Annotated in this window: 18 protein-coding genes; 7 read left to right on the plus strand and 11 right to left on the minus strand. The window is 67.3% G+C overall.

All coding sequences use genetic code 11. The annotated features are described in order from the left end of the window. Window positions 1-9 precede the first annotated feature (9 nt). From ABT053_RS40570 to ABT053_RS40590, 5 genes are all read right to left on the minus strand, one after another. Window positions 10-1,629 carry a trypsin-like serine peptidase gene (locus tag ABT053_RS40570; RefSeq protein ID WP_350976902.1) on the minus strand — a complete coding sequence of 540 codons (1,620 nt, stop codon included), beginning with the start codon at window positions 1,627-1,629 and terminating at the stop codon, window positions 10-12. Window positions 1,630-2,546: 917 nt separating this feature from the next. After that, window positions 2,547-4,166 carry a trypsin-like serine peptidase gene (locus ABT053_RS40575; protein WP_350976904.1) on the minus strand — a complete coding sequence of 540 codons (1,620 nt, stop codon included), beginning with the start codon at window positions 4,164-4,166 and terminating at the stop codon, window positions 2,547-2,549. Window positions 4,167-4,700: 534 nt separating this feature from the next. Beyond that, on the minus strand, window positions 4,701-5,861 hold the full coding sequence (locus ABT053_RS40580; RefSeq protein WP_350976905.1) for a trypsin-like serine peptidase: 1,161 nt from the start codon (window positions 5,859-5,861) through the stop codon (window positions 4,701-4,703). Between the two features lie 129 nt (window positions 5,862-5,990). Continuing rightward, window positions 5,991-7,193 carry a trypsin-like serine peptidase gene (locus tag ABT053_RS40585; RefSeq protein ID WP_350976907.1) on the minus strand — a complete coding sequence of 401 codons (1,203 nt, stop codon included), beginning with the start codon at window positions 7,191-7,193 and terminating at the stop codon, window positions 5,991-5,993. Between the two features lie 212 nt (window positions 7,194-7,405). Further along, on the minus strand, window positions 7,406-8,998 hold the full coding sequence (locus tag ABT053_RS40590; protein WP_350976910.1) for a trypsin-like serine peptidase: 1,593 nt from the start codon (window positions 8,996-8,998) through the stop codon (window positions 7,406-7,408). 64 nt (window positions 8,999-9,062) lie between these two features. Between ABT053_RS40590 and ABT053_RS40595 the strand changes: the two genes are divergently transcribed. Together ABT053_RS40595 and ABT053_RS40600 are read left to right on the plus strand one after the other, a co-directional pair. Then, window positions 9,063-9,224: a hypothetical protein gene (locus ABT053_RS40595; RefSeq protein WP_350976912.1), complete on the plus strand. Its 162-nt coding sequence runs from the start codon at window positions 9,063-9,065 to the stop codon at window positions 9,222-9,224. A 245-nt stretch (window positions 9,225-9,469) separates the two neighbouring features. Next, window positions 9,470-9,982: an SSI family serine proteinase inhibitor gene (locus ABT053_RS40600; RefSeq protein ID WP_350976914.1), complete on the plus strand. Its 513-nt coding sequence runs from the start codon at window positions 9,470-9,472 to the stop codon at window positions 9,980-9,982. 311 nt (window positions 9,983-10,293) lie between these two features. On the opposite strand, the gene ABT053_RS40605 is transcribed toward ABT053_RS40600, so the two are convergent. Further along, the gene (locus ABT053_RS40605; protein WP_350976917.1) at window positions 10,294-11,409 is read right to left on the minus strand and encodes a trypsin-like serine peptidase; all 1,116 of its coding nucleotides are present in this window, start codon (window positions 11,407-11,409) and stop codon (window positions 10,294-10,296) included. Window positions 11,410-12,121: 712 nt separating this feature from the next. Between ABT053_RS40605 and ABT053_RS40610 the strand changes: the two genes are divergently transcribed. Both ABT053_RS40610 and ABT053_RS40615 read left to right on the plus strand, forming a co-directional pair. After that, window positions 12,122-13,003 carry a hypothetical protein gene (locus ABT053_RS40610; RefSeq protein WP_350976918.1) on the plus strand — a complete coding sequence of 294 codons (882 nt, stop codon included), beginning with the start codon at window positions 12,122-12,124 and terminating at the stop codon, window positions 13,001-13,003. A gap of 309 nt (window positions 13,004-13,312) precedes the next feature. Further along, on the plus strand, window positions 13,313-14,275 hold the full coding sequence (locus ABT053_RS40615; RefSeq protein WP_350976920.1) for a zinc-binding dehydrogenase: 963 nt from the start codon (window positions 13,313-13,315) through the stop codon (window positions 14,273-14,275). A 33-nt stretch (window positions 14,276-14,308) separates the two neighbouring features. On the opposite strand, the gene ABT053_RS40620 is transcribed toward ABT053_RS40615, so the two are convergent. The 3 genes from ABT053_RS40620 to ABT053_RS40630 all read right to left on the minus strand — a co-directional run bounded on the left by ABT053_RS40620 (window position 14,309) and on the right by ABT053_RS40630 (window position 16,039). Next, window positions 14,309-14,998, minus strand: a complete 690-nt coding sequence (locus ABT053_RS40620; protein ID WP_350976923.1) for a PadR family transcriptional regulator — start codon at window positions 14,996-14,998, stop codon at window positions 14,309-14,311. Then, entirely contained in the window at window positions 14,995-15,792 is a 798-nt protein-coding gene (locus ABT053_RS40625) for a DUF4097 family beta strand repeat-containing protein (protein WP_350976924.1), read from the minus strand. The genes ABT053_RS40620 and ABT053_RS40625 overlap by 4 nt, the downstream gene beginning before the upstream one ends. 70 nt (window positions 15,793-15,862) lie before the next feature. After that, window positions 15,863-16,039 carry a DUF6104 family protein gene (locus tag ABT053_RS40630; protein ID WP_329094229.1) on the minus strand — a complete coding sequence of 59 codons (177 nt, stop codon included), beginning with the start codon at window positions 16,037-16,039 and terminating at the stop codon, window positions 15,863-15,865. A gap of 14 nt (window positions 16,040-16,053) precedes the next feature. On the opposite strand from ABT053_RS40630, the gene ABT053_RS40635 reads away from it, so the two are divergent. Continuing rightward, entirely contained in the window at window positions 16,054-16,245 is a 192-nt protein-coding gene (locus tag ABT053_RS40635) for a hypothetical protein (protein ID WP_350976926.1), read from the plus strand. Between the two features lie 34 nt (window positions 16,246-16,279). Here ABT053_RS40635 and ABT053_RS40640 read toward each other — a convergent pair whose 3' ends face one another. Together ABT053_RS40640 and ABT053_RS40645 are read right to left on the minus strand one after the other, a co-directional pair. Next, entirely contained in the window at window positions 16,280-19,981 is a 3,702-nt protein-coding gene (locus ABT053_RS40640) for a multifunctional oxoglutarate decarboxylase/oxoglutarate dehydrogenase thiamine pyrophosphate-binding subunit/dihydrolipoyllysine-residue succinyltransferase subunit (protein ID WP_350976928.1), read from the minus strand. A 193-nt stretch (window positions 19,982-20,174) separates the two neighbouring features. After that, on the minus strand, window positions 20,175-20,840 hold the full coding sequence (locus tag ABT053_RS40645; protein ID WP_350976930.1) for a B3/B4 domain-containing protein: 666 nt from the start codon (window positions 20,838-20,840) through the stop codon (window positions 20,175-20,177). A 91-nt stretch (window positions 20,841-20,931) separates the two neighbouring features. Here ABT053_RS40645 and ABT053_RS40650 point away from each other — a divergent pair, with 91 nt between their 5' ends. Both ABT053_RS40650 and ABT053_RS40655 read left to right on the plus strand, forming a co-directional pair. Continuing rightward, window positions 20,932-21,390: a helix-turn-helix domain-containing protein gene (locus ABT053_RS40650; protein WP_350976932.1), complete on the plus strand. Its 459-nt coding sequence runs from the start codon at window positions 20,932-20,934 to the stop codon at window positions 21,388-21,390. After that, window positions 21,387-21,866, plus strand: a complete 480-nt coding sequence (locus tag ABT053_RS40655; protein ID WP_350976933.1) for a hypothetical protein — start codon at window positions 21,387-21,389, stop codon at window positions 21,864-21,866. Before ABT053_RS40650 ends, ABT053_RS40655 begins: the two co-directional genes overlap by 4 nt. The last annotated feature ends 123 nt before the right edge of the window (window positions 21,867-21,989 follow it).

Raw genomic sequence — 21,989 nt, forward strand, 5'->3', positions numbered from 1 at the left:
GAGCTACTACTACTTGACGATCGAGCCGGACCACACCGCGGCGGCCTTGGTGTAGATGGCCGCGGTCTCACCGTCGAAGTACGGCGAGGTGATGATGTCGAAGCGGCCGTTCTTGTCCTGGTCGCCGAACAGGCTGGTGACACCGTTGACGTAGCCGAGACGCTTGGCGTTGCTGTACTTGGCGAGCCAGGGGCCACCGTCGGCGCCGGGGGTGAAGGAGCTCTTGAGGCCGAAGTGCTCCTCAACCTTCTCCGCGGCCGAGACGTACACCTTGCCGGAGGTCTTGCCGTAGGTCCACTTCGGCGTAACGCCGGTGTAGGCCTTGTTGCCGTCGGGGTGCGGCGCGGCGGGGTAGCCGAACACGAACACCGTCTGCTCGGGCTTCTGGTTCCAGGTGAAGCCCTGGCCGCCGACGTTGTCGCCCAGGCGACCGGCGTCCTTGACGAAGCCCTCGACGATGAAGTAGGTCTCGACCCAGTACTTGGTCGGGATCGTGATGCTGACCCACTTCTTCACGAAGAACTGCTGCTTGGTCCAGCCAATGACGGTCTTCTTGTCATTGGGGTCCACGACCTCGGCGAGCACACCGTCGAACTTGCCGTCGCCCTTGTCCGAGAGGAGCTTCTTGTACTCCTCCTGGCTGATGGCGACCGGCGCGCTGAGACGGGTGAACTGAGCGCCGTTGCCGAACTGGTCGGCAACCTTCGACGCAGCGTCGTACTCGGCCTTGGTGACCTCGGCGCCGATCAGCTTGACGCCCTTGGTCGGGCCCTCGCCCTTGATGTACTTCTCGACGACCTCGAGGGTGGTGGCGTCAGCCGGCTTGGCGACGGTGGCAACCTCGGGGTCGATCGCCTTGGACTGGTACGGGCCGTTGACGCCGTACTTGACGACGCCGGCGTCGTACTCGTCCTTGGTGATCGTCTTCTCGACGATGTACTTCTTGCCCGTGAACTTGGTGTACTCGGACTTGAGCACCTGGGTGGTCTTGCCCGCACCAACGTGGATGCCGTTGTACACGGTCACGAACGCGTAGTCGCGGTCGCGGTCGTTGTACACGCTGTAGTCGTAGTGGGTGTAGGCCGTCTTACCGACGTACACGCCCCACGGAGCCTTGCCCTGGTAGTAGCCGGGGACGAAGACCCAGTTGTCCATGACGCTGGCGTTCTTCTTGTCGTCGGAGACGCAGTGACCGGCCGTGGCGACCAGGTTGCGGTACTTCGACTGGATCGAAGTGGCCGAGCACCACTTCAGGTCGCCCTCAGAGTCAACGAAGAACACCTTGCCGATGGTCTTGGGCAGGTTGATGTTCTTGACCTTCGCGGCGGTCTTCTTCTCTTCGCCGATCGGGGCCACAACGCCCGGCTTGCCGTCGGGGGTGTAGCCGCCGGCCGCGTTCAGCTTCGAGGCCGCGATGGTCTCGTCGGTGTACGCGGTCGCCTTGGCGAGGTTGTTGGTGTGACCGTTGGCCTTGGTCCAGAACTCGGCGACGTCAACCGCGGCCGGAGCGTCCTTGGCCAGGGTGTCGTAGTCCCAGTCCGGAACAGCGTTAGCGGTACCGGCCAGACCAGCGGCCAGCAGACCGGTGGCCAGAACGGCGCCACCGGCGGGGAGGAGGATGCGCTTCAAGGGGAGCTCCTTGGTCTGATGTGGAACGCTTCTTGCGTCCCATGCGTCAGTAAAGGGAATGCCAGAAACATACAGCTCCGATCTTGAACACCGGAAGCCGGTTTGGGGATCAAAGACGGCCTTGATCGCGCCGATGCCATTCTGTGATGTTTGCGCACGCCTGAAGCTGTTGTGAAGGATGATGAGCGAGCCACATGTTTACGCAGATAGGCGTAGGGTTGTTATGAAAGTGACCGATGTGGCGTGAGTGGGCCAACACGCTCGGTTACCGGTCATATGTGATGCAGATCACATCAACTTGATGGCACCGATTCCGTAGTGGACGCGTCTAAAGACCCGTCGATTCGGGATCCAAGGCGTGGGCGAGCCTGAGGGCGTGCGGCACAACCCCTGAAATCGGTATGAGCGACCCTCCCGTTGCGCTCTTTCGTCCCGCGCGGGAGCTTGATCCTTCCGCTGCCGGGTGTCGGCCGTGGGGACGGTGAAACCCGGTGGGAGAGATCTGATCCCATCTGAGAATGCGACCTGGCGGCGTCGAAGCGGGATGGCCACGTCGATGGTTGAGAGAGAACGCCGTAGGGGAACGCGTACGGGATCTCCACGTCCGATCTTCGGATTCGGTCTCCGGCCCCGTTCTCCTGATCTGATCTTCGGGGCTGGTTCCCGCAAGCGGTGTCACCGAGTGCTCCGGCGGGTGACATCGCCGATACGTCGAAGGGCCCGGCAGGGATGCCGGGCCCTTCGACGTATCCGGTGGACCGATCGGGGCTTTTCGCGATCACCGGTGGGTGGATGGCCGAAGGGGCCCGGCTGTTGCCGGGCCCCTTCGGGTGAAACTGGTGGAGCGGTGGTGCTGTGAAGCTGGGTGAGTCTGAGGTTTGGACGCTCAGGCTCGGGTGATCGTCAGGGAGCTACTACTACTTGACGATCGAGCCGGACCACACCGCGGCGGCCTTGGTGTAGATGGCCGCGGTCTCACCGTCGAAGTACGGCGAGGTGATGATGTCGAAGCGGCCGTTCTTGTCCTGGTCGCCGAACAGGCTGGTGACACCGTTGACGTAGCCGAGACGCTTGGCGTTGCTGTACTTGGCGAGCCAGGGGCCACCGTCGGCGCCGGGGGTGAAGGAGCTCTTGAGGCCGATGTGCTCCTCAACCTTCTCCGCGGCCGAGACGTACACCTTGCCGGAGGTCTTGCCGGAGGTCCACTTCGGCGTAACGCCGGTGTAGGCCTTGTTGCCGTCGGGGTGCGGCGCGGCGGGGTAGCCGAACACGAACACCGTCTGCTCGGGCTTCTGGTTCCAGGTGAAGCCCTGGCCGCCGACGTTGTCGCCCAGGCGACCGGCGTCCTTGACGAAGCCCTCGACGATGAAGTAGGTCTCGACCCAGTACTTGGTCGGGATCGTGATGCTGACCCACTTCTTCACGAAGAACTGCTGCTTGGTCCAGCCAATGACGGTCTTCTTGTCATTGGGGTCCACGACCTCGGCGAGCACACCGTCGAACTTGCCGTCGCCCTTGTCCGAGAGGAGCTTCTTGTACTCCTCCTGGCTGATGGCGACCGGCGCGCTGAGACGGGTGAACTGAGCGCCGTTGCCGAACTGGTCGGCAACCTTCGACGCAGCGTCGTACTCGGCCTTGGTGACCTCGGCGCCGATCAGCTTGACGCCCTTGGTCGGGCCCTCGCCCTTGATGTACTTCTCGACGACCTCGAGGGTGGTGGCGTCAGCCGGCTTGGCGACGGTGGCAACCTCGGGGTCGATCGCCTTGGACTGGTACGGGCCGTTGACGCCGTACTTGACGACGCCGGCGTCGTACTCGTCCTTGGTGATCGTCTTCTCGACGATGTACTTCTTGCCCGTGAACTTGGTGTACTCGGACTTGAGCACCTGGGTGGTCTTGCCCGCACCAACGTGGATGCCGTTGTACACGGTCACGAACGCGTAGTCGCGGTCGCGGTCGTTGTACACGCTGTAGTCGTAGTGGGTGTAGGCCGTCTTACCGACGTACACGCCCCACGGAGCCTTGCCCTGGTAGTAGCCGGGGACGAAGACCCAGTTGTCCATGACGCTGGCGTTCTTCTTGTCGTCGTAGACGCAGTGACCGGCCGTGGCGACCAGGTTGCGGTACTTCGACTGGATCGAAGTGGCCGAGCACCACTTCAGGTCGCCCTCAGAGTCAACGAAGAACACCTTGCCGATGGTCTTGGGCAGGTTGATGTTCTTGACCTTCGCGGCGGTCTTCTTCTCTTCGCCGATCGGGGCCACAACGCCCGGCTTGCCGTCGGGGGTGTAGCCGCCGGCCGCGTTCAGCTTCGAGGCCGCGATGGTCTCGTCGGTGTACGCGGTCGCCTTGGCGAGGTTGTTGGTGTGACCGTTGGCCTTGGTCCAGAACTCGGCGACGTCAACCGCGGCCGGAGCGTCCTTGGCCAGGGTGTCGTAGTCCCAGTCCGGAACAGCGTTAGCGGTACCGGCCAGACCAGCGGCCAGCAGACCGGTGGCCAGAACGGCGCCACCGGCGGGGAGGAGGATGCGCTTCAAGGGGAGCTCCTTGGTCTGATGTGGAACGCTTCTTGCGTCCCATGCGTCAGTAAAGGGAATGCCAGAAACATACAGCTCCGATCTTGAACACCGGAAGCCGGTTCAAGGGGGAAGAAGCAGGCTTGGTAGGCCGAGACCGTTTCGTGATGTTTGAAGACTCTTGATGCTGATGTTGTGGCTGGGGTGGCCTCGGGCTGTTTCCGCAGATAGGCGAAAGCTTGTGGTGGAAGTGACCGATGTGGCGTGTTTGGTCAATTACGGTGGGCTACAACCCTTGTGTGATGCAGATCACATCAACTTGATGGCACCGATTCCGCGGTGGGCACGTCTAACGCGCCCGTCCGCGACCGCGAGGGCCTTCTCCATCGCTCCCTGACTCGCTTTCCCGGCCCCGGGAACCCGCCTTCCCGCCTCGGAAGCGGGCGGCAGAACGACCCGCGAAACGGGTGCGGGACCCGGCGCCGCGCGCCGGGTCCCGCCGATGGTTACGAAGCCGGGGGAAACCGAGGAGTCCCCCGCCCTACGAGGTGCTGACTACTTGTAGAGCTCGCCGTTCGGGCCGACGATCCTGCCGGACCACACGTTGGCGGCCTTGCGGTAGATGTCGGCGGTCTCGCCGTCGAAGTACGGCGAGGTGATGAGGTCGTAGCGGTCGTTCTGGTCCTGGTCGCCGAACAGGCTGGTGACGCCGTTGACGTAGCCGAGACGCTTGGCGCTGCTGTACTGCGCGATCCAGGGACCGCCGTCGGCGCCCGGGGTGAAGGCGCCCTTGAGGCCGACGTGCTCCTCGACCTTCTCGGCGGCCGAGACGTACTCCTTGCCCGAGGTCTTGCCATACACGTACTTGGGCGTCACGCCGCTGTAGGGCTTGTCGCCGTCGGGGTGCGGGGCCTGGGGGTAGCCGAAGACGTAGACGGTCTTGCCGGTCTTCTGGTTCCAGGTGAAGCCCTGGCCGCCGACGTTGTCGCCGAGACGGCCGACGTCCTTGGAGAGCACGATGTAGTAGTGCGAGCCACGTGACCACTTGGGCCCGGTGAACCCGTTGTACTCGCCCTTGGTGACCTGCTTGACCCCGTTGAAGGCGACGCCGTTGTAGACCGTGACGAAGGCGTAGTCCTTGTCGTAGTCCTCGTAGTTGGCGAAGTCGTAGTGCGTCCACGCCGACTTGCCGACGTAGATGCCCCACGGGGCCTTGCCCTGGTAGTAGCCGGGGACAAAGACCCACTTGTCGAGGGTGTCGCTGTTGCTGCCCGGGTCGTAGACGCAGTGACCGGCCGTCGCGACCACGTTGCGGTACTTGCCCTGGATCGAGGTGGCCGAGCACCAGCGGTACTCGCCGTTGACGACGAAGAACACCTTGCCGATGGTCTTGGGCAGGTTGACGTTCTTGGCGAGTGACGGGGTGGGCTTCTCCGAGCCGGTCGGGCCGACGGTGCCGGGCCTGCCGTCGGGGGAGAAGCCGCCGCCGACCTTCATCTTCGGCGCGCCGGGGTCGGGGTTGTAGACCGTCGCCTTCTTGAGGGCGGCGAAGTTGGAGGCCGCCCAGAAGTCGACGACCGAGACCGCCGAGGCGTTGTTCCTGGCCATCGGGTCGGTCGCCCAGTCGGGGGCGGCCTGGGCGGTGCCGGCCAGGGTGGTGGCCAGCAGGGCGGTGGCGGCTGCGGCGCCACCGAGGGGGAGAAGAGAGTGCTTCAAAACAGGAGCTCCTTGCGCTGCAACGTTCCCGGGCATCCGGGAACTGCGGGACGACAAGCTACGAACCTATGCAGGGATCGTGGGAGCAAACCCCATATAAGGGTCCCTTAAGGATCTCTTAAGGCAGCGTTATGATCGGGGTGCCTGCTGGGTCGCGGCCCAGTGATAGACGGCGTAGGTCGACGCGATGAAGTACGGGGAGGAGATCCTGTCGTACTTGCGGTCGGTGTTGACGTCCCAGGCGAAGCTGTTGACGCCGTTGAGATAGCCGACGGAGTTCTTGTTGTCGTAGAAGATTAGCCAGGGGCCGCCGCTCGCGCCGTTGGTGAACGGGCAGGCCAGGGCGACCCCCTGCTCGACCAGGCGGGTGGGGGCCTTCACCTTGATGGTGAGCCCGCGGCACGACTTCAGCTGCTGGCCGTTGTAGGGCCTGCTGCCGTCGGGGTGCGGGGCGGCGGGGTAGCCGAAGGCGAGGGCGGACAGGCCGGCGCCGCGGTTGGTCGCGAGGCCCTGCCCGCCGACGTTGTCCTCCAGGCTTCCGACGCTCTCCATCTCGTAGCTGCCCGACGTCTTGCCGGGCTTCCACCTGAAGCCGTCGTGCACGGTGACGAACGCGTAGTCGTAGTCGTAGTCGCCCCTGCCGACGAAGTCCTCGTGCAGGTTGAGCGAGTGGCCGATGTAGATGCCGTACGGGGTGTTGCCCTTGTCGTAGCCGGGGATGAAGATCCAGTATTCGGCCTGGCTGCCCGTCTTGGCGTCGTAGGCGCAGTGCCCGGCCGTGGCGACCAGGTTGCGGTTGGACGACGCCACGGAGGAGGCGGAGCACCAGTAGTCCTTGGCGCCGATCCGGAAGAACACCTTGCCCACGGTCACCGGTGAGTTGCCGGAGATCGCTGCCCGCTTCTTCGGCAGGGTCGGCTTGACGACCGGTGCGGAATTCTTCTTGCCGGTGGCCGCATCGGTCTCCACGGCCATGGCTGTCGCGGCGGACTCTCCTGTGGCGGACGCCGCGGCGGCCGTGGCGGTGCCGGCCGTCGCGCTCCCCGGGGTGGCCGCCGAGGTGGGCGATGCCGAGGCGGGAGAGCCGTCGTTCTTCATCCCGGGCGAGGCGGGCACGTTGTCCATCGCCTGCTTGAGCCTCGCCGGGCTCCAGTACTCCGCGATCCGCCGCATGTCGGCGCTGCTCCTGGTCAGGGTGATCGAGGTGATCCCGTTGGGCACCCCGTCCATAGGAGTGGCCGCGGCGCTCCCGGCGAACGCGGACGTCAGGGTCACACAGGCGGCGACCAGCCCGCCCAGTGTGGCCGTGATCCGCCGAGCGCGGGAGGACATGGGGGTTCCTTTCGGAGGATCGTGACGTTCGGGGAGCTACCTGGGACGCAAGGGATGATTTTTCCAGATCAACTTAGTTTTGGGCAGTTCGTTGGACCGATCCGCTCATACTCTGTTATCTGATCAGTGTGGCCGGAGGTGTATAAGCACCCCGTGAAGGCCGGAAAGGGCCCGGTGCGTACCGGGCCCTTCCACGTTCACGAAGCCCGTGTCTAGGCGGGAAGCTTCCCGGTCCAGAGGTTGGCGGCGTGCTTGTAGATGCCGTATGTGTCACCGTTGAAGTACGGGGTGGTGACGCGGTCGTAGCGCTTGTTGCCGTCGCTGTCGACCGTCAGGCTCACGACACCGTTGAGGTAGCCGGTCCGCTTGCTGTTCTTGTACTGCAGCAGGAAGGGACCGCCACTGGCACCCGGGGTGAAGGCGCACTTGATCGCCTGGTGCTCCTCGGCCTTGTAGGCCGACACGACGGGCGCGGCGGCGGTCGTGCCGTAGCACCACTTCTGGGTGTGGCCGGAGTACGGCTTGTCGCCGTCGAGGTGGGCCGAGGTCGGGTAGCCGAAGGTGAAGACCTTCTTGCCCAGCTTCTGGTTCCAGCTGAAGCCCTGGCCGCCGACGTTGTCGCCCAGGCGGCCGGCGTCGGAGAGGAGCACCACGTAGAACCGGGTGTAGTAGTAGACCTCCTTGACGCTGGTCTTCACCCACTTCTTGATGAAGTACCGCGTCTTGAACCAGGCGATCTCGTTGCCGTTGGCGTCCTTGGGAGCCTCCAGCTTGCCGAGGAACTTGCCGTCGCCCTTTTCCTCGAGGAGCTGCTTGTACTCCTCCTGGCTGATCGCGACCTTGCCCTTGTCGTCGCTGAAGCGGGTGAACTTGGAGTTGTTCTCCAGGTTGTCGGGGGCGGCCTTGTAGACGCCCTCGTCGACCTCGACCGCGGTCAGCTTGACGCCGTTGCGGCCGTCCTTGACGTACTCCTCGATGTGCTGCTGGGCGTCGGCGGGCTTGGCGACGGTCTCGACCTTGGGGTCGAGCGTCTTCTTCCAGTAGGGCCCCTTCTCGCCGTACTTCTGGATCCCCAGCTCGTACTCGGCCTTGGAGATCTCCTTGTCCTCGGTGTACTTGTGGCCCTTGGTCGCCGCGTACGTGGAGGTGTTCACTTCCTTGACGCCGGTCTGCTTGATGCCGTTGTAGACGTTGACGAAGGCGTAGTCGTAGTCGTAGTCCTCGTAGACCGTGAAGTCGTCGTGGGTGTTGACCTTGGCGCCGACGTAGATACCCCAGGGAGCCTTGCCCTGGTAGTAGCCGGGGATGAACACGAAGTTGCTGAAGGGCTTGTTCGTGTCGGTGTCGTAGACACAGTGGCCGGCGGTGGCGACCAGGTTGTGGTACTTCGACTGCACGGAGGTGCCGGAGCACCAGCGCTCCCGGCCCTGGTCGTCGACGAAGAACACCTTGCCGACGGTGATCGGGAGGTTCACGTTCCGCGACTTGCCGGCGGTCTTGCCCTCTTCACCGGTCGGGGCGACGACGCCGGGCTTGCCGTCGGCGGCGGCCCTGGCGGCGCCGGTCTTGTTCAGCTTGGCGGAGACGGTTGAGTCGGCGAGGTAGGTCGTCGCCGACTTCAGCTTCGAGGCGGTCCAGTAGCCCGCGATGGCCTTCGCGTTACCGGACGGGGTGAGCGCCGACGACTTGACGTCGGGGTCGGCCGTGCTGGCCTGGGCGGTGGCGGGGAGGGAGGCGCCGATCATCGTGGCGGCGGCGAGAGCGCCACCGAGGGGGAGGACGAGGCGCTTGGCTCGGGAGTTCAATGGAGCTCCTTCTTTGTCATGAGTCACTCGGGACGCAACTCACGCATGCGTAAAGAGACAAGAGGTGACCGTACTCGGCAAAGATGGGTTAAAAAGCTATAAATCGGGCAAGCGGTCGGACCGTTATATTTTTGTTATCGAACCGGCGGAACCGAGAACCTTCGGGCACCGTCTGATCTACCTGAACTTGATCGAGAAGTCCCGTACGGGTCATGTGACCGTATGAACTGGGGAAACACCGAGGCTTCTCGTTGTCCCGCGCGAGCGACCGGGGGCAGGCTGAGCCGGCATCCGTGTCACACGTCATCGGGGGATCTCATGCGGCGTCTTCTCTGCCTGGCCGTTGTCGGCCTCTTTCAGCTCTCAGGTCTTTCAGGTACGGCCGTGGCGTCCGTGACGCCACCTCGCGATCCCGTCCCCGGGTGGCAGGAGACGAGGCCGTACCCCCGTTCCGGCGACTCGGGACCGCAGGTGACGAGGCCGCTCCCGCTCCATCCGGGCGGGCTCGCCCACGTCATGCCCCAGCCGGTCGAACCGTTCCCCAACGCCAGGCCCCCGCGCAACGCCAGGGCGCTCGTGCTGAGCCTCGCGCGGGGGGACAAGCCCCTGCCCGTGGCGGACCACGCCCTGCTGCTGTGCGACCGGCCCGGCGGCACCCACCCCGACGCGGTCCGTGCCTGCGAGGCGCTGACCGAGGTACGGGGCGACCCCGCCAGGCTCAAGCCGAGGACGGGTGTGGCGTGCACGCTGCAGTACGACCCGGTCACGGTGACCGCCAGCGGGATCTGGAACAGCCGTTTCATCCGGTTCGAACGCACCTACGGCAGCCCCTGCGCGCTGCGGGCCGCCACCGGCGGGGTCTTCGCCCTGGGAGGCGACCTCCGGAGGCCGGGAGTCGAGTGGAACACCCCCGACGGGGTGGAGACCCTTCCCGGACCGTCTGTCGGGACGTTCCCCGGACCGATCCGGCGGCCGGGTTCGTAGTTAGCGCATAGCTGTCGCGTCTTCCGGGGAGCGGTCGGGTTCGTGACCGTCACGTTTTCCGGGGGTGGTCGGGTTCGTGACCGTCGCGCCTTCCGGGAGCGGTCGGGTTCGTGACCGTCACGCTTCCCGGGAGCGGCTGGGTTCGTGACCGTCGCGTTTTCCGGGAGCGACTGGGTCGCGGCCGTCGCGTCTTCGGGGGCGGTCGGGGTCGTGGCCGCTGCCTTCTTCGAGAAAGGGCCCGGTCCTGGGACCGGGCCCTGCTCGTTCACTCCGGCCGGCCGAATGGCCTTACGGTCGGCCGGTCGCGCGGGTCAGCTGGTCCAGCGGTTGGCCGCGGCCTTGTAGACCTTGTAGGTGTCGCTGTTGAAATAGGGCGAGGAGATCTTGTCGTACCTGTCGTTCTTGTCGGTGTCCCAGGCGATGCTGTTGACGCCGACCAGGTAGCCGGTCCGGCTGGAGCTCTTGTACTTGTAGATCCAGGGGCCGCCGCTCGCGCCCGCGGTGAAGGCGCACTTGAAGCCGAGGTGCTCCTGGACGTTGTACTTCGGCGCGGCCGGCATGGCGCCGGTCGTGCCGTAGCACCACTTCATCGTGCGGCCGGAGTAGGGCTTGTCGCCGTCGGGGTGCAGGCCGGCCGGGTAGCCGAAGGAGAAGACGGCGTTCTTGACCTTCTGGTTCCAGGCGAAGCCCTGGCCGCCGACGTTGTCGCCGAGACGGCCGACAGTCTTGATGACCGGCTTCCACTTGTTGTCCTTGTCCTTCTCCCAGTTCACCTTGAACCCGGAGTGGACGTTGACGAAGGCGTAGTCGTAGTCGTAGTCCTCCTTCACGACGAAGTCGTCGTGCGCGTTGAACCACTTGGCCGCGTAGATGCCGTAGGGGTTCTTGCCGTCCCACGCCTGGTTCCCGTCCCAGTAGGACGGGATGAAGATCCAGTTGTCGTAGAACTGGTTGGTCTTCACGTCGTAGACGCAGTGCGCGGAGGTGGCGACCACGTTGCGGTACTTGCCCTGGACCGAACTGCCGGAGCAGTACTTCCAGCTCTTCGGGTCCGCGGGGTTGGCGCCGGGCAGGGTGAAGAAGACGCGCCCGACGGTGTTGGGCAGGTTCACCTGCTTGCTCTTGGAGGACTTGGCACCCTCCGCGCCGATCGGCGGGACCGACCCGCCGGGGCCGTCGGGGCCCGCCGCCTTGGAGGCCTTGCCGCCCTTGACGCTCAGGTCGAGGTCGCCGGTGGCGTCCGTGGCCTTGCGCATCCGCTCGGGCGACCAGAAGGAGGTGGCCTGGTTGGCCGTCTCCGAGGCCTGGGAACTGACCACGTCCTTGGGGGCCGTACCGGCGTTGGCACCGGTGGTGGCGCCGATCACTCCGGCGATCATGAGAACGCCGGTGAGGGGGATCGTGAGGCGCCGTGCTCGGGAATTCATGAAGCTCCTTTCGTTCTCAGCGCGGAGACGGGACTTCTCCTCGCCGGGAAAACGATCGGAACGTTACTGACTGGATCGAGCGGCGGGCAGGAATTGACGGGAAAAAGTCTGAGACGGTTCCATCCGATGCTGTCTTGTTATTTAAATAGCAATTTGTTATAGCTTAACGAATAAGCATTTCCGCAGCTCATCGTGGTTGTGCTGCGATCGCAGCAGCATCGCCGTCATCACCGGTAACAGCGATTGCCGAGGGTTTCTCGAGCAACTCGGCCACCTTTGGAATGTCTGGTGCGATGACGCTCCCAGCGCTGTGACGCGGTGTTCCATGGTCATTTTTCGTGAGGTCGTCACGGGTTATTGGAAGAATGAGGTGAATGTTGGCACACCGGTCCCGGAAAACGGATGTCGCACCACGGATCCCGCGACGCGACCCGCGGAACACGGGCACCGGAACACCGCGAGGCACCGGCGCGCGGACCCGCGCCCTGGGCATCGCGCATCGGGCACCGCGTCCCGGGCACCTGTCCTCAGGGTGTGAACGTCGGGCCTCGGGACGCGGGCACCGGCCTCACGTCACGGGCGCGGCGGTGTGACGTGTCCCCTCCCCAGGGCATCGATTCTGATTCGTGACGGTACTGACGCGGGCGCCGAGACCGCCGGACCCCGAAGATGGGGCCGAGAACCGTACCTTCTGCAAGAGGCGGCCGAAGACGTGGCCGGTGGTCAGCACGACATCATCGAGAAGAGGTCCCGTCAGGGGCCGTGGCGCTGGATCGGCGTCGCCGCGCTGGTCGCGCTCGTGGCGTGGAACCTGCTGGGCAGGGAGGAGCCGGACGCGGTCTCGCCGTCGTTCCCGCCGCCGGTGCCCACGCGGGCGGGGGTCGTCGCGCAGGACGCCCCGAACGTGCTCCACCCGAGGCCCCGCCAGAAGGGCGGCAGGGAGATCCTCGACGTGGTCTTCCCCGACGGCTCGGCGGCGGAGGTGAGCTACCCGGCGGAGGTGGGCCTGGCCAAGCTGGGGGTCCGTCCCGCGATGTCGGGCCGGCTCGACGGCGACACCGGCCCGTACCGTCAGCTGACCGTGCCGTCGGGCGGACCGGCGGGGGTCTCCCGGGGCCAGCCGATGATCAGGCAGCTGGCCAAGCGGGTCACCCTCTGGCATCCGATGAGCCCCGCCGAGGGCGAGGTGCTGCTGTTCGCGTTCGACCCGTGGTTCGTGGCGCTGCGCGACCTCAAGGACGGCATGCCCTTCGAGCAGCGCATGCTCTGGGCGCGCAACCTGCGCGGCAGGGTGACCAAGGCCGGTTACCTCGTGCTCGACGCCACCTCCCCGGTGCGGCTGGCCACGCAGGGGGAGATCCTCGACGGCGAGCCGCTGGGTCCGCAGCTGTGGTTCGGCGGGGCCAGGGAGACGCTGCTGGTGCTGGCTCCGGTGCCGGGCTGCGACGTCACGTCGATCGAACTCTCCGTCATCGAACAGCGGCGCCGCTTCTCCGCGGAGACGTGCCAGGACGGCGTGTACGTCGCGGCCTCGGGAGAACGGGGACACGTCGAGCGGACCATGGCGGGCATAACCGTCAGACGGACGACGTAACGGCCGCCCGTGCGTCGCGGCCGCCACGCGGACGGCGGGCGGCGGGTGCGGGCTGTTTTCACGGCGACCGTCCGGACGCGCGAGGGACGGCCATGCCCGCCATGCGGAGGGGCGAGGGATGGCCCCCGTTACGGCCGTCGCCACGCGGAGTGCGTGAGAGACAGCCACGTTCGCGACGCGGGGGTGTGCGGGGGACGGGCCCCGTACACCACGCGGAGTGCGTGAGAGACAGCCACGTTCGCCACGCGAGGGACGTGCGGGACGGCCCCGTAGGCGGTGGGCGCCGTGCGGACGGCGTAGGGTGCGGCCATGTTCGCTGTAACCGCCACGCGGATCGATCCCGACAACCCCCTCGCCGGTCTCACGCTCGGTGAGCGCCCGGAACCCGAGGTTCCCGACGGGTGGACCACCGTCACGGTGAGGGCCGCCTCGCTCAACCACCACGACCTGTTCAGCCTGCGGGGGATGGGCCTCCGCCAGGAGCAGCTCCCGATGGTGCTCGGCACCGACGCCGCCGGGCTCGACGAGGACGGGAACGAGGTCATCGTGCACTCGGTGATCGGCAGCGGTGCCGACGAGACGCTCGACCCGAAGCGCTCGCTGCTCTCGGAGAAACACGACGGCACCCTCGCCGAGCGGGTCGTCGTGCCCCGGCGCAACCTCGTCCCCAAGCCCGCCGCCCTCAGCTTCGAGGAGGCCGCCTGCCTGCCGACGGCCTGGCTGACCGCCTACCGCATGTTGTTCGACAAGGCCGGGCTCGAGCCGGGCTCGACCGTGCTGGTCCAGGGGGCGGGCGGCGGCGTGGCCACCGCGCTGATCCTGCTGGGCCGGGCCGGGGGATACCGGGTCTGGGCGACCAGCCGTTCGGAGGAGAAGCGGGCGCGGGCCCTGGAGCTGGGCGCCGACCAGGTGTTCGAGAGCGGTGCCCGGCTGCCCGAGCGGGTCGACGCGGTGATGGAGACCGTCGGCCAGGCCACCTGGGGACACTCGCTGAAGGCGCTGCGCCCCGGCGGCCGGGTCGTGATCTCCGGTGCGACCAGCGGCGCCGTCCCACCGGCCGACCTGAACCGCGTCTTCTTCCTGCAGCTGTCGGTGATCGGTTCCACCATGGGCACCCGCGACCAGCTGGGCAGGCTGGCCCGCTTCCTGGAGCAGACCGGCACTCGCCCGCTGATCGACCGTTCCCTCCCGCTGACCGAGGCCCGCGAGGGCTTCGCGGCGATGCACGAGGGCGAGCTCTTCGGAAAGGTCGTCTTCACCCTGCCGGGATGAGCCCGGCGGGCGTCGTACGGAGGGCCGCCAGGATCACCGGAGCGTGTCGCGGATGCGGCGCGCCGCGTCGTACAGGGCGTCCTGGGCGGTCGCCAGGGTCTCCTCGCTGACCCGCGCGGCCGCCGCGTCCCTGCGGACCTCCTCGACGAACTCGGCGAGCATCTGCCCGAGCTGGGCGTCTCCGTCGCGCGACCCCTCGCCGGTGAAGCCGTCGGACCAGATGCGCTTCCACTCGTCCTTCCACTCGCCGGTCTGGCGCTGCCACTCGCGCTTGTGGCGCTGCCACTCCGTCTTCTGCTCGCGCCAGGCCTTGCGCGAGTCCTGCTCGGGGCCCTGGCGCACGTCGCGCGCCATCTGGGTGAGCTCCTCGCGCAGCGACTTGACCGTGTCGCGCACGTCCTCCTTGACCTCGCGGGCGATGTCACGGACCGAGTCGGAGATCTCCTGCTCCAGGTCGGCGAGCTCGTCGAGCCGCTCGTTGAGCTCGTCGCGGCCCCGGTCGCTGATGGTGAAGACCTTCTTGCCGTCCACGACCTCGTGGGTGACCAGGCCCTCCTCCTCCAGGCGGGCCAGGCGCGGGTAGATCGTGCCGGGGGACGGGGAGTAGACGCCGAGGAAGCGGTCCTGGAGCAGCCGGATCACCTCGTAGCCGTGGCGCGGGCTCTCCTCGAGCAGCTTCAGGAGATAGAGCCGGAGCCTTCCGTGGCCGAAGACCGGGCTCATGCGTGGGCTCCCTTCAGGAGGGTGACGTCGGCGGAGACGGTGTTGGCCGTCAGTGACGCCATGCCGCCGCCGATCCGGCCACCCAGTGTCTTCGCACCGGGTTGTACGGAGTGGTCGAGTTCGGGGAAGGCCGCGTCGAGCCTGCCCGAGTTGGAGCGGATCTTGACGTCGGTCTCGACCGCGTGCGGGAGCCGGAGCACGATGTCGCCGGAGACGCTGTTCATCGTGACGTGACCGGTCGGCGGGAGTTCCAGATCGGCGGTGATCCGGCCGGAGATGGTGGTGACGCTCAGCCGCCGGGGCGTGCCCTGGGCGACGGTGAGATCGCCGGAGACGCTCTTGAACGACAGATCGCCGACCAGGCCGCGGCTCTCCACGGCGCCGGAGACGGTGTCGGCGTTGATCTCGCCGCTCACCCCGTCGAGCACGATCTCCCCCGAGACGCTCCTGACCGAGGTGCGGTCCTCGAACCCGGCGACGACCGCGGACGCGGAGACGACCCCCACGTTGACCGGGCAGTCCTTCGGCACGGTCAGCGCGAGCACGGCGCTGCGGCGGCCGGGGCGCAGCCAGCCCAGCAGGCCGTCCCAGGTGAGGTCCTTGTAGGTGACGGTGAGCGTGCCGTCGTCGTCGTGGGTGACGAGCAGCGGAGGGGTGTCGATCTCGGTGACCTCAAGCGTGGGAGGGCCGTCGCTGGCGAGCACCGCCAGCTTCCCCGCCACGATCCGCACGTTGAGCTTCCTGACGGAGTCGAAGGTGAGGCGCTCTGGCTTCTCGATCGTCCATTGCCGCATATGTATGACCTCCTTATACTGAACACGATATGTCGCGTCAGTCGAAAGGTCAAGATATATCGCGTTTTTCTCAGTCGTCCTCGTCGTCCAGCCGGGCCAGCCAGGTGGCCAGCCGTTCCACCGGCGTCTCGAAGTCGGGGTTGAGGTCGACGAACTCGCGCAGCCGCTCGGCGAGCCACACGACGGTGACCTCCTCCTCGCCCCGGCGCGCGACGAGCTCCTCGATGCCCCGGTCGGTGAAGTACATCACGTTCTCCTTTGGTGACGCTGATGACGCTGATGACGCTGATGAGCGCTGACGGCGCTGTGGTCTCGTACTCGCGATCTCATGACGACGCTCGCGACGACGATGACGTTCTCGACGACGACGCTCGCGACGACAACGCCCACGGCGACGTTCTCGATAACGGGGAAGTCCCCCGCAGAGGTTCCTGCGGGGGACTTCCGTGGTGACGCCTGCGGCGGGCCGGCCGGGGCCGGTGGTCGCCTAGCCGAAGATCTCGCCCAGCATCTGCTGCAGCTCCGCGTCGTGGGTGGAGTGCGAGCCGGTCGCCGGGGAGGAGTTGGCCTTGCGGGAGACCCGCTTGATCGAACGCCCGCCGAAGACCCCCGGGTTCTCGGCCAGCTTGAGCGCGAGGAACGGCCAGGGACCCATGTTGAGCGGCTCGTCCTGCGCCCACACCAGCTCGATGTCGGCGGCGTAGCGGCTCAGCTCGATCTCCAGCGGGTCGCCGGGGAACGGGTAGAGGCGCTCCAGGCGGACGATCGCCACGTCGTTGCGCTCCTGCTTGTCGCGGGCCGCCGCCAGGTCGTAGTAGAGCTTGCCGGAGACCAGCACGACCTTGCGGACGCCGGCCGGGGGAGCCGTGATGTCGCCCAGCACCGGCTGGAACGACCCCGAGGTGAAGTCGCTGACCGCCGAGATCGCCGCCTTGTGCCGCAGCAGCGACTTGGGCGTGAACACCACCAGCGGGCGGTGCCGGTTCGACAGCGTCTGCCAGCGCAGCAGGTGGAAGTAGTTGGCCGGGACCGTGGGCTGCGCCACGGTCATGTTGTCCTGGGCGCACATCTGCAGGAAGCGCTCGATGCGGGCCGAGGAGTGGTCGGGCCCCTGTCCCTCGTAGCCGTGCGGCAGCAGCAGGGTGACGCCGGAGCGCTGGCCCCACTTCTGCTCGCCCGAGGTGAGGTACTCGTCGATGATCGACTGGGCGCCGTTGACGAAGTCGCCGAACTGCGCCTCCCAGGCGACCAGCGCCTCGGGCCGCTCCACGCTGTAGCCGTACTCGAAGCCGAGCGCGGCGTACTCGCTCAGCAGGGAGTCGTAGACGTAGAACTTCGTGGTGCCCTGGTTGAACGTCTTGAGCGGGGTGTGCTCCTCGCCCGTGACGCGGTCGACCAGCACGGCGTGCCGCTGGGTGAACGTGCCGCGCCGCGAGTCCTGGCCGACGAGACGGACCGGGTGGCCGTCGATCAGCAGCGACCCGAAGGCGAGGGTCTCGCCCATGCCCCAGTCGATGTGGTCCTCGGCGACCATCTGCCCGCGGCGCTGCAGCACCGGCAGCAGGCGCGGGTGGACGGTGAAGCCCTCGGGCATGTTGAGCTGGGTCTCCACGATCCGCTTGACGGTCTCCTCGGAGATGGCCGTCTTGACGTCCTCGTGCGACCAGGGGACGTTCTCCATGTCGACCGGGCGGGCGAACTCGCCCGTCGGGTCCTTGGCCGCCGCGCGGGTCTCGGCGAAGGCGTTCTCCAGCTTGGCCTGGTAGTCGCGGAGCGCGCCCTCGGCCTCCTCCACCGTGATGTCGCCCCGGCCGATCAGCGCCTCGGTGTAGAGCTTGCGGGTGGAGCGCTTGGCGTCGATCAGGTCGTACATCAGCGGCTGGGTGAAGCCCGGGTTGTCGGCCTCGTTGTGCCCCCGGCGCCGGTAGCAGATGAGGTCGATCACCACGTCCTTGCGGAACGCCTGGCGGTACTCGAACGCGAGCCTGCCGACCCGGACCACGGCCTCGGGGTCGTCGCCGTTGACGTGGAAGATCGGGGCCTGGATCATCCGGGCCACGTCGGTGGCGTACACGCTGGAGCGCGAGCTGGCCGGGCTGGTGGTGAAGCCGACCTGGTTGTTGACCACGATGTGCACGGTGCCGCCGGTGCGGTAGCCCCGCAGCTGCGACAGGTTGAGCGTCTCGGCCACCACGCCCTGGCCCGCGAAGGCCGCGTCGCCGTGGACGAGCACCGGCAGGACGGTGAAGCCCTCCTCGCCGCGCTCCAGGAGGTCCTGCTTGGCGCGGACCACGCCCTCCAGGACCGGGTCGACCGTCTCCAGGTGGGAGGGGTTGGCCACGACCGAGGTCTTGAGCTTGGAGCCGTCGGGCGAGACGAAGTCGCCGCTGGCGCCCAGGTGGTACTTCACGTCGCCGGAGCCGTGGGCGCTGCGCGGGTCGATGTTGCCCTCGAACTCGCCGAATATCTGCCCGTACGACTTGCCGACGATGTTGGCCAGCACGTTGAGGCGGCCGCGGTGGGCCATGCCGACCACGGCCTCGTCGAGCCGCTCCTCGGCCGCGGAGCTCAGCACCGAGTCGAGCAGCGGGATCAGCGACTCGCCGCCCTCCAGCGAGAAGCGCTTCTGCCCGACGAACTTCGTCTGCAGGAACGTCTCGAACGCCTCGGCGGTGTTCAGCCGCTCCAGGACGCGCAGCTGCTCCTCGCGGTCGGGCTTGGCGTGCGGCCGCTCGATGCGGGCCTGGATCCAGGCCCGCTCCTCGGGGTTCTGCATGTGCATGTACTCGACGCCGATGGTGCGGCAGTAGGAGTCGCGCAGCACGCCGAGGATGTCGCGCAGCTTCATCAGGGGCCGGCCGCCGAAGCCGCCGGTGGCGAACTCGCGCTCCAGGTCCCACAGGGTGAGCCCGTGCGACTTGATGTCGAGGTCGGGGTGCTTGCGCTGCTTGTACTCCAGCGGGTCGGTGTCGGCCATGAGGTGGCCGCGGACCCGGAAGGCGTGGATCAGCTCGATGACCCGGGCCGACTTCGCCACGTCGTCGTCGTGGGTGGTCGAGATGTCCTGGACCCAGCGGATCGGCTCGTACGGGATCCGGAGAGCCTCGAAGATCTCGTCGTAGAAGCCGTCCTCGCCGAGCAGCAGCCGGTGGACCTGCCGCAGGAAGTCACCCGACTGGGCGCCCTGGATGATGCGGTGGTCGTAGGTGCTGGTGACAGTCATCACCTTGCTCACCGCGAGGCGGGAGAGCGTGTCGGGGGAGGCCCCCTGGTACTCGGCGGGGTACTCCATCGCGCCGACGCCGATGATCGTGCCCTGTCCCGGCATCAGGCGCGGCACCGAGTGGACGGTGCCGATGGTGCCCGGGTTGGTCAGCGAGATCGTCGTGCCGCCGAAGTCGTCGACCCCCAGCTTGCCAGCCCTGGCCTTGCGCACGACCTCCTCGTACGCGACCCAGAACTGGCGGAAGTCCATCCCCTCGGTCGCCTTGATCGACGGGACCAGGAGCTGGCGGGTGCCGTCGCTCTTGGCGACGTCGATGGCCAGGCCCAGGTTGACGTGCTCGGGCTTGACCAGCACCGGCTTGCCGTCGACCTCGGTGTAGGAGTAGTTCATCTCCGGCAGGACCTTGAGGGCCTTGATCACCGCGTAGCCGATGAGGTGCGTGAACGACACCTTGCCGCCGCGACCGCGCGACAGGTGGTTGTTGATCACGATCCGGTTGTCGATGAGGAGCTTCGCCGGGACCGCGCGCACGCTGGTCGCCGTCGGCACGACGAGACTGGCCTCCATGTTGGCCGCTGTCCTCGCGGCGGCGCCGCGTAGTCGGACTTCCTCGGCACCGGCGGCGGCGGGCAACTGCGTCTCCTGCTTGGGTTGGGCCGCCGGGGCGGGCTCGGCCGCCTTCGGCGCCGGGGTCGTCGCCGCGGGGGCCGGGGTGGCCTGAGCCGCAGCCGGGGGGGCCGAGGGCGCAGCGGGTGTCGGTGGAGCGGGCGCGGCGGCAGCCGCCCCCTGGGGTGCGGCGGCACGGCCGGACCCCGAATCAGGGCTGTAGTCAGCGAAGAAGTTCCACCAGGCCCGGTCGACCGACTCGGGGTCCTGGAGGTACTTCTGGTACAGCTCGTCGACAAGCCATTCGTTCTGACCAAAGGCTGCCAGCGGGTTTGTCCGCGACGACTCAGACGACACGGCGGAAATCGCCCTCTTCCGCAGATCGGCGTTGATGATAGAGAACCTGTCCAAGGCTACTCGCCTCGGCTCGGACCTGCGCCAGTCTGACCGCAGCTTCCTTGCCGATCCTCTCAGTACGGGTTAAAACGGTCAGGCACCGGGTAACTGTTTACCCGCTCAGGCGCTGGTCAGCCCGATCCGGCGGATTCGATCAGCCCGGCCAGACCAGCCGGGACTCCACTCGTATCCCCGGGGTGACATCTTCGAGCAGCCCGGCCAGCTCGTCCCCGGCGGCGCGCAGCTCCTCCGCGGACAGGGGTACGAGCCGCTCCAGGAGGAACAGCGCGTCCGTCGTCTCCTCGGTGATCCGGGTGCGGACGCACTGCCGCCAGTTCCAGCGGCGGCAGGTGACGCCCCTGTCGTCGCGCCAGACGACCTCTCCGGCCTCAGGGTGGTCGATCGCGGGCTCGCCCTTCTCGACGACCTCGAACGGCTCGTCGCCGCTCGCGCGCACCAGCCTGGCCGTCCCCTCGTAGCGGGCCAGGTCCTCGCCGCCGATCGGCAGGCCGTGCCTGATGCTGATCGCGTTGTAGGCGTCGACCACCTGGTTGATCTCCGGCGGGGGCATCCGCCTGACCAGCGCGTCCACCGAGGGCCTGGTCCGCTGCGGCTTCGCCCCGAACCCCCGGTAGGCCTCCCGCCACGCCTCGACCCTCGGGTCGTCGACGGCCACGGCCTTCTCCGCCGCCTCCGCCAGCCAGGCCCGCGACCTGTCGTCCGTGGGCCCGTTGCGCAGCCCGTACACCCCCATCACCAGCACCCCGAAGTCCGGCCTGAGCGCGCTGACGGCGGGATCCACCCGAATATCCTCGATCACGCCCCCAGTTTAGGGCGCCCGCGACCGCCCACTCTGTGTTTTTTCTTTCAAATACAACGCCATATTTGAAAGAAAGGTTACCCTGGAAGATGTGGGCGAACGTGATGAGCAAGCTCGACTGATCGTGGAAGATCTCGCCGATCTCCTCTCCCTGGCCCGGTGCCGCGCGTCGGATCGTGCACTGCAGGCGACGATCCGGCGGATGTCGCTCCGGCACGACCAGGGGCCGCGCCCGTCGGCGGTGAAACTGGCGTGCGCGGCCGAGTTGCTGGGGGTGAGCGTGCCCACCGTTCGTTCGTGGATGGCGCACGGCGTCCTGCGGGCCGTGCCCGGTGAGAAGGTGACCAGGATCTCCGCCACCTCGCTGGCCGAGGTCCTGGCCGTCGTCCGCGAGACGGAGCAGGGGGAGCCCGGACGTCGCAGGCTGGCGCGGGTCGTCGACGCGCTGAGGGATCGCGACCTGCTCGAAAGGGCTCAGGACGCCGCGCAGATGACCGGTGACCTCGTCGAGTACGGCGAGGACGATCTCAAGAAACTGCTCGGTCCGTGAGCAAGGGGAAACGCCGGGGTGAGCCCCCCGCGGAACTCCAGCGCTTCGGCATCCTGGTCGCCAAGGGGGTCGACGCCGTCGTCCGCGACGCCGGAACACCCCGGCGGGTGCGGGAGGCGTTCGTCCGGGTGCACGGAGAGGTGGCGCGGCGGGGCTGCGCCGCGGCGCACTACCGTCTGTCCGGCCCGGGGAACTGGCCGCGATTCTGCGTGATCAGGCTTTCCGACGGCTGGCGGCTGGTCGTCTCCTTCCCGGAAGTGGACACCGTCCTGTTCCTGCTCCTGGAGAAGCATGACAACCGCACGGATCCTTACGCGTTTCTGGAGGAGGCGTTCGACCTGCCCGGACGTGCGGGCCATCGAGCCGAGACCGCTCATGCGAAGCCGTCCTGCTGCGGTGACGACGGCGGACCGCCGCTGATCGAGGACCAGGGCCTGATGGCCGCGATCGAGCAGATCGCGCGCCGGAGACTCTGAGGGAGCGTCGAGCGGCCGCCTCGGGAGGCGGCCGCCCCCCGCGCCGGTGACCAAAAGCAGGGGCGGGAGGAGGGGTGCGGGGGGGTGGGGGGGGTGTCCGGCCGGGTGAGGGGGTGGATCCGG

The sequence above is a fragment of the Streptosporangium sp. NPDC002524 genome (assembly GCF_040295985.1).
GTDB lineage: Bacteria > Actinomycetota > Actinomycetes > Streptosporangiales > Streptosporangiaceae > Streptosporangium.